The organism is Bifidobacterium sp. LH_426, from assembly GCF_056356875.1.
In genome coordinates this window covers 138,010-150,214 of sequence record NZ_JBKEVB010000004.1, presented here as the reverse complement: position 1 = coordinate 150,214, position 12,205 = coordinate 138,010, and the positions used below count along the sequence as shown (strand labels likewise).

Sequence of the window (12,205 nt, the reverse complement as noted above, 5' to 3'; positions counted from 1 at the left end):
TGGACGCGGAGTGCGAAAACGGGTGCGAAACATGTGGTTGCGAAATTTTTCGCGCGAAAAATTTCGCAATGGCGCGAACCGGGAAAATCGTTTTTCCGATGCTCGTACACTCGCTCAACGAAGCCGTTCGGAGGAACACGAAATCGATTGCGCAGCGGCCATGTTCCCCCGGCCAAGCAGTGCGGCAAGGAAACACTTCGACGGATGCGGGAACACCGCATCCGCACCATGCGGAAAGGACGAGACATGAGCCAGAAAGTCACGGTGACGTCGCCATTCTGGAAGCGATACCGCGAGAACGTCGCCAAGGAGGTGATCCCCTACCAGTGGGCGGTCATCAACGACGAGCAGAAGATCGACATCCCGCGCGACCCGTCGGGCGCCCAGCAGGACATCGACTACCACTACAGCCGCGCCGTGCGCAACCTGCGCATCGCCGCCGGCGAGGAGGAAGGCGAGTTCAAGGGATTCGTCTTCCAGGACTCCGACGTCTACAAGTGGCTTGAGGAGGCCGCCTACTCCCTCGCCTACGAGCCGGACGAGCAGCTCAAGGAGCTGTGCGACAAGCTCGTCGACCTCATCGCCCGCGCCCAGCGCGAGGACGGCTACCTCGACACCCCGTACATCATCAAGTCCGGTGCCTTCGCGAACCGCGAGCGCTTCACCCAGATCCAGCAGTCCCACGAGATGTACGTGATGGGCCACTACATCGAGGCCGCCGTCGCGTACTACGAGGTCACCGGCAACCAGCAGGCGCTGGAAGTCGCCGAGAAGATGGCCGCCTGCCTCGATGCCAACTTCGGCGAAGAGGACGGCAAGATCCCCGGCGCCGACGGCCACCCGGAGATCGAGCTCGCGCTCGCCCGCCTCTACGAGGTCACCAAGGAGGAGAAGTACCTCAAGCTCGCGCAGTTCTTCATCGACGTGCGCGGCAAGGACCCGAGCTTCTACGACAAGCAGAACGAGAAGATCGGCGACGGCTCCACCGACATCTTCCCGCAGATGCGCGGCTGGACGCACGAGTACACGCAGACCGCCCGCCCGATCCGCCAGCAGAAGACCGCCGAGGGCCACGCCGTGCGCGTCGGCTACATGCTCACCGGCGTCGCCCATGTGGCGCGCCTGATCGGCGACAAGGAGCTGGAGGAGACCGCCAAGCGCCTGTGGAAGAACATCGTCACCCGCCGCATGTACATCACCGGCGGCGTCGGCTCCACCCACGTCGGCGAGGCCTACACCTACGACTACGACCTGCCGAACGACACCATGTACGGCGAGACCTGCGCCTCCGTGGCCATGAGCTTCCTCGCCAAGCAGATGCTCGAGATCGAGACCAAGGGCGAATACGCCGACGTGCTCGAGAAGGAGCTGTTCAACGGCTCCATCGCCGGCATCGCGCTCGACGGCAAGCACTTCTACTACGTGAACGCGCTCGAGGCCGACCCGACCGCCACCGACCACAACCCGGACCGCTACCACGTGCTCATGCACCGCGCCGAATGGTTCGGCTGCGCCTGCTGCCCGGCCAACATCGCCCGCCTCATCGCCTCCGTGGACCGCTACCTGTACACGGTGCACGAGGACAAGCGCGAGATCATCGCCCACCAGTTCATCGCGAACGACGCCGAGTTCTTCGACGGCGTGAAGGTCTCCCAGAAGTCCAACTTCCCGTGGGAGGGCCACATCGAGTTCACCGTGGACGTGCCGGAAGGCGCCGACCCGGTCAAGTTCCTGGTGCGTATCCCGTCCTGGTCCGCGTACAAGCACGAGCTGACCGTCAACGGCGAGGACGCCCGTCGCCTGCCCGTCGAGGACGGCTTCGTGACCATCGAGGTGACCTCCGGCACCACGAAGATCACGCTCGACCTCGACATGGCCGTGAAGTTCATGCGCTCCAAGACCGTCGTGCGCCACGACGTCGGCAAGATCGCCGTCATGCGCGGCCCGATCGTCTTCTGCGCGGAGGAGGCCGACAACTCGGCCCCGTTGTGGAACTACCACATCGGCAGCCACGACGCCTCCAAGGCGAAGGCCGAATACCACTTCGGCGAGCTGGACGGCGTGGAGGTCATCACGATCCCCGCGACCAAGCGCACGCACGACGACGTGGAGTTCCCGCTCTACGCGGACGTCGAGGAGCACCCGGTCGGGGAGAAGTCCTACGACCTGAAGCTCATCCCGTACTACGCGTGGGCGAACCGCCAGGTCGGCCAGATGCAGGTCTGGTTCGATTCGGACTTCTGATCCGTGCGCGTGGCCCCTCTGACGAGGGGGCACCCCCTCAGTCGGCCGCAGGCCGACAGCTCCCCCTGAAAAGGGGGAGCAGAGGAAACTGAAAGATTTTTTCCAAACCAATCAAAGAAGAAGGAAAAAGCAATGAGTGCTGCAACTCAGGACGCTTCCGCTGTGAAGCTGTCGGTCAAGGAGAAGGTCGCCTACTCCTTCACCGATATGGCAGGCAACCTGCTGTACGTGACCATCTCCTCGTACATCATGTACTTCTACACCAACGTGTTCCACATCCCGGCCGCCGGTGCGCTGGGCGCGGGCACGATCCTCCTGGTCGCCCGCTTCGCCGACGCCATCTCCGCCGTCGTGTGGGGCTCCATCGTCGACCACACCAACACCAAGTGGGGCCAGTCCCGTCCGTGGTTCCTCTGGCTGTGCGTGCCGTTCGCGATTACCGTCTGGATCGCGTTCACCGCTCCGAGCCTGCCTGACGGCGCCCCGAAGTTCTGGTACGCGCTGATCACCTACATCCTGGCCGCCGGCGCCGTCTACACCGGCATCCAGACCCCGATCACCGCCATCCTGCCGAACCTCACCTCCGACCCGGTCGAGCGCAACAACGCCAACTCCTTCCGTATGGCCGGCGGCCAGATCGGCTCCTTCATCACCTCGTCCTTCACCATCCCGCTGGTCGGCTGGTTCGGCGTCCACTTCGGCGGCGGCGACAAGACCGGCTTCATGATTGTCACCGCGATCTGGGGCATCGTCGCCATCATCCTGCTCCTGTTCTCCTTCAAGAACCTCAACGAGCGCAACTACCACCCGGAACTCAACAAGCCGATTCCGCTGTCCGACTCCCTGAAGGCCGCCAAGGGCAACTGGCCGTGGATCATCCTGGTCGTCGCCTTCGTGATCTACTGGGTCGCCCAGTCCACCCGTAACGGCGTGTCCACCTACTACGCCCAGTACGTGCTCAACAACCGCGACCTCGTCTCCCTGTTCAACGGCGTCCAGGTCCTCGGCCTGCTCGGCACCATCGCGATGCCGTTCATCGCCAACAAGACCAAGAACAAGACCCTGACCATGATCATCGGCCTCGTCATCGGCGGTCTCGGCCAGGCCCTGATGCCGCTCGCCGGCCACAACGTGCCGCTGCTGGTCACCTTCTGGACCATCGGCGTGTTCGGCGCCGCCATCGCCATCGGCATGCCGTTCGGCATGCTCGCCGACACCGTCGACTACGGTGAGTGGAAGACCGGCATCCACGCGGCCGGCTTCCTGACCGCCGTCGGCTCCGCCTTCTGCATCCAGGTCGGCTCCGGCTTCGGCGCCTTCCTCCCGCTCGAGATCATGGGCGCCGCCGGCTACGACGCGACCAAGGACGTCCAGTCCCAGGCCGCCCAGGACGCCATCACCTTCTGCTTCATCTGGCTGCCGGTGATCGTCTACGTGATCGTCGCCGTGATCATGTGCTTCTACCGCAAGTTCGAGAAGATGGAGCCGCAGATCAAGGCCGAGCTGGCCGAGCGTCACGAGGCCCAGCTGAAGGCCGAGCAGGCCAACGCCTGATCCGGTCCCGGCCGGCCGCCAAGCCCCCCTTCCCGGCTTCCGGGGCCAACGGCAAGCCTGATCCCAACTCCTTATCTCCTTCCTTCCACACTGTGCCCCGGCGGGCGAACCCCATGCATCCCATGCGAGTCGCCCGCCGGGGCACAGCTCTTTCGGATACGATTGATGGTCATCCATCGGTCCGTCACCATCGCTTCACCGTCCGCCGTCGCGGACGCACGCAGAAAGGACGTCAACATGGGCAAGGGCGCATACGCGGTGGCCCGTCTGGAGGACGTCGCGGCCGCCGCCGGCGTATCGATCTCCACCGCCTCGAAGGCGTTGCACAACAAGCCGCGCATCAGCGAGGCCACGCGCGCCCGCGTGTTCGAGGCGGCGCGACGTCTCGACTATTCGCCGAACAAGCAGGCCCAGTCCCTCGCCGGAGGCCGCACGAGCAGCATCGGCGTGCTCACCTACGAGCTCACCGCGCACTGCACGAGCCCGGTGCTCGTCGGCATCGAACAGGAGATGAGCTCGCGCGGCATCAGCGTGCTGCTCGCCAACGCGCAGTCCGACGCCTCTCTGGAGCCGGGGCACATCGAACAGCTCATCTCGATGAACGTGGACGGCCTCATCGTCATCCACGACGAGACGAACCCGCATCCCTCGCTCGGCGACGGCTGGGGCATCCCGATCGTCTACGCCTATGGGCCGTCCACCAACGTGATGGACTGCTCGGTCACCTGCGACAATCTCGAGGCGGGCCGTCTCGCCGTCAACCATCTCATCGACTGCGGCCGCCACCATATCGCCGTGATCGCGGGTGACGACCGGTTCATCGCCGCCGGCGACCGTCTCAAGGGCACATTGGAGGCGCTTTCCGAATTCGGCATGGAGCCGGCCGGACAGGTGCGGTTCGGCGCGTGGACCGAGGATTGGGGCCGCGAGTCCGTGCGTCGTCTGCTCGACGACGAGCATGCGGAGTTCGACGCGCTCATCTGCCAGAATGATCCGCTCGCCCGCGGCGCGCTCGAGGAGCTGCAGCGCCGTGGCGTCACGGTGCCGGACGACGTCGCGGTCATCGGCCACGACAACCGCGAGGTGTTCGTCAACGCCACCCATCCGACGATCACCAGCATCGACAACAACGGCGAGGCGGTCGGTCGTCTCGCCGCGCGCTACCTGCTCGACGCGCTCAACGGCACGCGACGTCACGGCACCGACTACGTGTCCTGCCGTCTCGTGCCGCGCGAGTCGACGCGTCTGCTTGACGACGCGGACGACGCCTGAGCCGTTCCGGCCTGAACCGTCCCGTCGTAACGGGAGCGAAGGGGGTTAGCGCTCACGGTCGTAAGGGGTTACCATGGTGCCCATGGCGACAGGGACATCCGGAACGGCGGGGCGCAAGGTGACGCTCGCCGATGTGGCGAGGGAGGCGAACGTGTCGGTGTCGGCCGCGTCGAAGGCGCTGCGGCACGCCGACCGCATCTCCCCGCAGACCCAGCGCGCCGTCGCGGCGGCCGCGCAACGGCTCGGCTACATGAGTCCCGCCGAACGCGTCAAATCCACGCGCCGGCGCAAACGTTCGGGACTCGTCGGGCTCATCACCTCCGACTACAACGGGCGCTTCTCGCTGCCGCTGCTCACCGGCGCGGAGACCACGCTCGGCGCCTCCAACCATGCGGCGCTGCTGATGAGCTCGCACGGCCGGCCTGCGCTGGAACGCAGCCACATCGACCGTCTCGCCGCCTACGGCGTGGACGGGCTGATCGTCGTGGGCGACACGTCGAACCCCCGTCCGCCGTTGGACGAGCGCACGACGATGGGCCTGCCGGTCGTCTACACCTACGATCCGTCGCGCGATCCGGACGATTGCAGCATCGTATGCGACAACGTGGGCGCCGGCGCGCAGGCCATCGAATACCTGCTGAGCCTCGGCCGCCGCTACATCGCGATCATCGCCGGTTCCGAGGATTTCCAGGCCGCGCACGACCGCATCGTCGGCGCGCAACGCACGTTCACCCTCTATGACTTCCAGCCGATTGACATGCTGTTCGACACGTGGGGCGAGGATTGGGGCGAACGCGCGGCGAAGATGCTTCTCGAACGCCACCCGCATCTCGACGCGATCTACTGTCTGAGCGACGAGATCGCGCGCGGCGCGGTGAGGGGACTTCTGGCCGAGGGCAAGGACGTGCCGCGCGACGTCGCGGTGATCGGGCACGACAACTGGTTCGTGTTCAGCGCGAACGTGCATCCGACGCTCACCACGTTCGACAACAACATCGCGATGATCGGCAAGATGGCGGCGAGGTATCTGCTCGACGCGATCAACGGCCATCCGCATCACGGCGTGTTCAGCGTGGAGTGCCCGATGGTCGTGCGCGAGTCCACCGAAGTGGGCCGCCGCACCGCGGTCGAGGGCAGCGGAAGAATCTACGAGCGGCGCAACGGCTAGGGGAGCGGCCTGCCGTTCCTTGGTCATCACACCCCGTGAACGTTCACCACGCCCGTGCGCGCATGGCTACAATGAGTGCTGTTACGAGGAAGCAAGGCAGGCGGCGTCGCCTGCGTGTGATGGGAGTGCGTATGTCACATGCGATCGGTGCCATGGGCGCCACGGGCGGTTTCGCGCCGGAAGACGAGGAATCCCGCGACCGCGTCGGCACGGAATCACCTGGGCGTGCGCCGGTGCGTTTGCGTGATGTCGCCCGGGCAGCGAACGTCGCGTTGTCCACGGCGTCGCGGGCGTTGCGCGGTCAGCCGCGCATCAACGAGGAGACGCGTCGTCGCGTGTTCGAGGCCGCCGAACGGCTCGGCTACGAGCCCGAGCAGATGCGTTCGTTGAAGCGCACGATGGGCGCGGGCGTCGCAGGCGGCATCGGGACCGGCATGGCGGCCGGCGTCCAGCCCGGCATGCGCATCGGCGTCATCTGCATCGACCTAGCCGGCACGTTCACGCCGACGATCCTCATCGGCGCGGAGAACGCGCTGCAGGCGCGCTCGATCACCCCGATGCTCGTCAACGCCGGTGGCAACGAGGCGCTGCTGTACCGGTGCGTCGAACAACTGCTCGCGCAGGACGTCGCCGGACTGCTCATCATCTCGCGGCGCACCGATCCGGTGCCCTACCGGTTGGACGTGCCGGTGCCCGTCGTGTACGCGTACGGCCCCTCCACCGATCCGGCCGACTGCTCCGTCGTGCAGGACAACGTCGAATCGGGGCGCATGGCGGTGCGGCATCTGCTCTCCTGCGGGCGCACGCGCATCGCCGTCATCGCCGGCGACCGCACGTACAGCGTCTCTCACGAACGGTTGCGGGGAGCGGAGGATGCGTTGCACGAGGCCGGTCTGGAACTCGCGTGCAAGGCGCGGTTCGGCCCGTGGGACGTCGAATGGGGTCGCGCCGCCGTCCGTCTGCTGCTGGACGACGACCCCACGTTCGACGCGGTGGTCTGCCAGAGCGACGTGATCGCGCGCGGATGCGTCGAGGAACTGGAACGCAACGGGCGCAACGTCCCGCAGGACGTCGCGGTCATCGGCCATGACGACCGCGAGGACTACGTCGTGTACGCGCACCCGTGGCTCACCTCCATCGACGACGGCAACGAGTCGCTGGGCCGCATGGCCGCGTTGCGCCTGATGGACGCGATCGAAGGCAGGCCGCATCATGGCGTCGACCATGTGGCCGCCCGCCTCATCCAACGCGAATCCACGCTGCCCACCGACTGATCCCGCCATCACGCGCCCGTCGTCCGTCACGTCCGTCACGTCCGCCGCGTCCGCCGCGCGCCCGTCAGCGGATCGGCGGCAGCAGCCGGTCGACGTCCTGTTTCGCACCGTCGATCGTCCGCCGGATGTCGTTGATGCCGGAATCCTCGACGATGCCGTGCACGTCGATGTCGCTCTGCTTGCGCAATGCGGCACCGCGCGCACGCAGGTCGTGGATGAAACGGCCCGCCTTGCGCGCGTATCCGGGCAGACGGTCTGGACCGACCAGAATCACGGCGATGACGAGGATCACCACCAGTTCCGTGCCGGAAATGCCGAACAGCATGCTCTCACTCTCCTTCCGATGGCGCGGCAGGCGACGTCACGGCGTCGGACGTCGCGGCCACGGCCCGTGCCTTGCGCGCGCGGCCGGGCGCGATCCGCGCGACCGTCTCGCGCACCTTGCGCCACGCCGCGAACAGTCGCGGCTCCTCGCCGGCCTCGCGCATGATCCTCCACAACTGGATACGCTCGTACAGCCAGCACACGCCGATCGCCGCGAAGTAGATCGCGCAGATCGGCAGGGCGAGCGCGCACAGCGTGCCCGGGTCGCCGGTCGGCGTCGCCACGGCGGCGAAGACGAACGCAATCAGCACGGCCACACGCCACTGCCTGAGCCACGTGCGTGTCTCGACGGCCCCCATCATCGTCAACGCGACCATCACGACCGGCAGCAGGAACGACAGGCCGAAGGCGAGCGTCATGCGCAGGATGAAGTCGAAGTACACGTCGGCGCTGAGCAGCGTCGCCGTGTCCGCAGGCGCGAATCCGGTGAGGATCGCGACCGCCTGCGGCAGGAAATACCAGGCGAGGCCCGCGCCCGTGAGGAACAGCGGCACGGACGCGCCGATGAACGCGACGGCCGTCCAGCGCTCCCTGCGCTTGAGCCCCGGATTGATGAACGCCCACAGCTGGTACGACCACCATGGGCAGGAGGCGACCATCCCGAGGAAGAACGCGATCTCCAGCTTCACGTTGAACGCGGAGACCACGCCGTTGAACGTGATGCTCATCAGCCCCTGCTGCTGGGCGGCCGCCGTGAGGAACGGCTGCTGCAGGATGCGGAACACCTGGTCGCTGACCATCCATCCCGCCACGGTCATGACGGCGATGCCCGCCGCGGCGCGGATGAAGCGCGTGCGGAACTCGATGAGATGGTCGGCCAGCGGCATGACCGCCTGCGGGTTGCGGGGTCTGCGGGATTTGCGCGGTTTGCCCGCGTTGCGTGCGTTATGTGGTGACGTCGCCGGCGCCGCGGCGCTGCCTGCGGCGGCGACGTCGGTCTCCGGTTCGACGAGAAGACTGTCGAGATCGAGATGCGTGTCGCGTTCGCCGGGATGCAACGTCGGTGCCGGAGGCGTGAAGCTTCCGGAAGCCGTGCTCATCGCGTCGCGGCTCCGGTCACGGGGGCGGGAGCCGGCGCGGCGGTGGCGTTCACCGTGGCCGCGGGTGCGGCGACGGGCGCGGGCGCGGGCGCGGCGGTGACGGCCGGGACGGGGGCGGGTTGCGCGGTGGCGTTCACGGTATCGGCGTCGTCGGTCTTGGTCTCGGAACGGAAGATCTTCAGCGACTGTCCGACGGACTTGGCGAGCTCCGGCAGCTTCTTCGCGCCGAACAGCAGCACGACGATGAGCAGGATGATGATGAGCTCGGTGGGACGAAGATTGGCCATGATGAACTGTCCTTCCAACTACTGCGTTGTGACAGGGAAGGTTCTTCTTATTGACGCACCAATTCGCGAGTATAGCCCGTCGCGGAGGACACGGCCAAATCGGGTGTCGTTGCGCAACGTGCAACGAAGCGGAAAACATGCGCAACAAGTTGCGCAACTCGTTGGGAAAAAGGTTTTCGCATGTGCAACCGGGGTGTGCGCGGGGATTTCCTGTGCTTGGAGGTCCGCGGGAAACGTGCTTATTGTGAACGTGCACAGCAAGGGTGCCGCGGCAAAGGAGGCCGCGGAGCCGATACGGAGGAAGGAGCCGGCGCAGGAGCCAGTCAGGGAAGACGACGATCGTTTCCGCCCCGAACAAGACAACAGACAGGGGACGCACCACCAACGGGAACGGCCGCCGTCGCCTCGGACGGACGCTTCTTCGCGTCTTCTTCCCGCCATGTCGACGCCCTCGCATGACACCAACGCCGGCGTATGGACGCGCCGGCATCCAATGAAGGAGCAAGATGAGTTCGACAGAAGAAGCAACGGCGACGACCGGCATCTCACGTCGCGCCGTGCTCGCCGGCGCGGCCGCCATCGGCGGCACCATCGCCGTGGCGAGCGCACTGGGAGTAGGCACCACGCAGGCACAGGCGGCCCCGTCCGCCACGGGCGCGGCCGGTGCGGCGACGAACGCCGGCGGCAATGGCGGCGTGACCGTGCCCGCCGCGCAGCGCACCACCAAGGCCGTGGCCAACATCACCGATTCGCCGGCGCTTCCCGGCTGGGACGTGCAGCCGTTCCCGCTGAGAAGCGTCGCCGTGACCGGCGGCGTGTTCGAGCGCGCCAAGGACGACCTGCTCAACTTCGCCCGCTACTACCCGATCGACCGCATGCTCACATGCTTCCGCGCGCAGGCCGGCCTCGATACAAAGGGCGCCGAACCCGCCGGCGGCTGGGAGAACTTCCCCAACGGCTCCGTCGACAAGGCCAAGGAGCAGCAGTGGGGCGCGGACGAGTACACGCGCGGCCAGAACAAGAACGGCGCCGACGGCCTGCTGCGCGGCCACTACGCCGGCCATGCGATGACGATGCTCGCCCAGGCGTACGCGGAAAGCGGCGAAGAGGCGATCCTCAACAAGATCAACGCGCTCATCGCCGGACTCGTGGAATGTCGCGACGCGCTGCGCAAGATGACCTACAACGGCAAGGCCCGCTACTCGCACCCGGGCTTCCTCGCCGCCTACGGCGAATGGCAGTTCAAGGCGCTGGAGGAGTACGCCCCCTACGGCGAGATCTGGGCGCCTTGGTACACCGAGCACAAGATCCTCGCCGGCCTGATCGCCTGCTACGAGTACGCGGGCAACGAGGACGCGCTCGACCTGGCCGAAGGCATCGGCCACTGGACCTATTCGCGTCTGAGCAAGTGCACGAAGAGCCAGCTGCAGAAGATGTGGGACATCTACATCGGCGGCGAATACGGCGGCATGAACGACTCGCTCGTCGACCTGTACAACGTGTCCAAGGACAAGAACCGCGACGAGTTCCTCAAGGCCTCGAAGTTCTTCGACACCGACAAGCTGATCGACAACTGCGGCGCAGGCGTCGACATCCTCAACAACCTGCACGCCAACCAGCACATCCCGCAGTTCGTCGGCTACGCGAAGGACGCGGCCATGGCCGACGCGGACATCAAGGAGGCGGACCGCAAGCGCTACCTCAAGGCCGTCGAAGGCTTCTGGGGCATGATCGTGCCCGGCCGCATGTACGCGCACGGCGGCACCGGCGAAGGCGAGATGTGGGGTCCGGCGCACACCGTGGCCGGCGACATCGGCAAGCGCAACGCCGAATCCTGCGCCGCGTACAACATGCTCAAGATCGCCCGTTGCCTGTTCTTCATCGACCACAAGCCCGCCTACATGGACTACTACGAGCGCACGATCCTCAACCACATCCTCGGCGGCAAGTCGCGCGACCTGCACAACCCCACGCAGGATGCGACGACCGGATTCACCCCGGGCAACTGCTACATGTACCCGGTGAACCCCGCCACCCAGAAGGAATACGGCGACGGCAACGTCGGCACCTGCTGCGGCGGCACCGCGTTGGAGAGCCACACGAAGTACCAGGACTCCATCTACTTCCACTCGGCCGACAACAAGGAGCTGTACGTCAACCTGTTCACGCCATCCACGCTCGACTGGGCGGACACGGGGCTGAAGCTCTCCCAGGAGACCAACTACCCGGAAGAGGAGACCTCGACGCTCGCCGTCACCGCGACGCCGACGAGCAAGGTCACCTTCCGCATCCGCATCCCCGCCTGGAGCAAGGGCGCGACGATCGCGGTGAACGGCAAGGCCGTCGACGGCGTCAAGGCCGGCGAATACGCCACCGTGGAAGGTGACTGGAAGGCCGGCGACAAGATCGTCGTCACCATCCCGCTGCAGCTGCGCACCGAGTCGACCGACGACCGCAAGGACATCCAGGCGCTGTTCTACGGCCCGACGCTGCTCAACGCGCTCAACCCGTCCACCAAGTTCATCCAGCGCGGCTTCTACGAGCGCAACGGACTGGACGGCACGATCAAGCTCGGCGTGCAGAAGAAGGAAGGCGCCGCCAACTACTTCATCATCGACGGCGACGAGTTCGAGCCCGCCTACAACGGCGACAACACCCCGTACCACATGTACTTCCAGCGCAAGGACGACTACGTGGGGTTCGCGGGGCGTCTCACCGACGTGAGGAACCCGAAGCGCCCGGCCGCGAAGGACCGCAGCGAAAGCACCTTGATGGACGACATCTGGGCCGCCGCGCCGTTCGCGAACCGCACCGCCTTCGTCAAGAAGGTCCAGGAGGTCACCAAGACCTACCAGGACGAGGGACTCCTCTCCAGCCGTGACCGCCAGGCGATCCTCCTCGCCGCCGGCCGTGCCAAGATGAGCTGACCCCGCCGCAATCCACGCAATCATCACAGACATCACTTCAAGAGAAAGCATCATC

Annotated in this window: 9 protein-coding genes; 6 read left to right on the top strand and 3 right to left on the bottom strand. The window is 66.2% G+C overall.

The features are described from left to right. Window positions 1-246: 246 nt before the first annotated feature. The 5 genes from AC1AYD_RS05720 (at window position 247) to AC1AYD_RS05700 (ending at window position 7,512) form a co-directional block, all read left to right on the top strand. Window positions 247-2,244, top strand: coding sequence for a glycoside hydrolase family 127 protein (locus AC1AYD_RS05720; protein WP_476532686.1), 1,998 nt, complete (start codon window positions 247-249; stop codon window positions 2,242-2,244). A gap of 132 nt (window positions 2,245-2,376) precedes the next feature. Beyond that, entirely contained in the window at window positions 2,377-3,798 is a 1,422-nt protein-coding gene (locus tag AC1AYD_RS05715; protein WP_476532685.1) for an MFS transporter, read from the top strand. A 237-nt stretch (window positions 3,799-4,035) separates the two neighbouring features. Beyond that, window positions 4,036-5,070: a LacI family DNA-binding transcriptional regulator gene (locus AC1AYD_RS05710; RefSeq protein WP_476502642.1), complete on the top strand. Its 1,035-nt coding sequence runs from the start codon at window positions 4,036-4,038 to the stop codon at window positions 5,068-5,070. Window positions 5,071-5,152: 82 nt separating this feature from the next. Next, window positions 5,153-6,238 (top strand): LacI family DNA-binding transcriptional regulator, encoded by a 1,086-nt coding sequence (locus AC1AYD_RS05705; RefSeq protein ID WP_476532684.1) that lies wholly within the window; start codon window positions 5,153-5,155, stop codon window positions 6,236-6,238. Window positions 6,239-6,390: 152 nt separating this feature from the next. Beyond that, entirely contained in the window at window positions 6,391-7,512 is a 1,122-nt protein-coding gene (locus AC1AYD_RS05700; RefSeq protein ID WP_476532739.1) for a LacI family DNA-binding transcriptional regulator, read from the top strand. Window positions 7,513-7,576: 64 nt separating this feature from the next. On the opposite strand, the gene AC1AYD_RS05695 is transcribed toward AC1AYD_RS05700, so the two are convergent. The 3 genes from AC1AYD_RS05695 to tatA are packed head-to-tail and all read right to left on the bottom strand — an operon-like array spanning window position 7,577 to window position 9,223. Then, window positions 7,577-7,837, bottom strand: coding sequence for a twin-arginine translocase TatA/TatE family subunit (locus AC1AYD_RS05695; RefSeq protein WP_476502639.1), 261 nt, complete (start codon window positions 7,835-7,837; stop codon window positions 7,577-7,579). A 4-nt stretch (window positions 7,838-7,841) separates the two neighbouring features. After that, window positions 7,842-8,936 carry a twin-arginine translocase subunit TatC gene (gene tatC, locus AC1AYD_RS05690; protein ID WP_476532683.1) on the bottom strand — a complete coding sequence of 365 codons (1,095 nt, stop codon included), beginning with the start codon at window positions 8,934-8,936 and terminating at the stop codon, window positions 7,842-7,844. Continuing rightward, on the bottom strand, window positions 8,933-9,223 hold the full coding sequence (gene tatA / locus AC1AYD_RS05685) for a twin-arginine translocase TatA/TatE family subunit (protein ID WP_476532682.1): 291 nt from the start codon (window positions 9,221-9,223) through the stop codon (window positions 8,933-8,935). The genes tatC and tatA overlap by 4 nt, the downstream gene beginning before the upstream one ends. Window positions 9,224-9,729: 506 nt before the next feature. Between tatA and AC1AYD_RS05680 the strand changes: the two genes are divergently transcribed. Next, window positions 9,730-12,150, top strand: a complete 2,421-nt coding sequence (locus tag AC1AYD_RS05680; protein WP_476532681.1) for a beta-L-arabinofuranosidase — start codon at window positions 9,730-9,732, stop codon at window positions 12,148-12,150. Window positions 12,151-12,205: the final 55 nt, after the last annotated feature.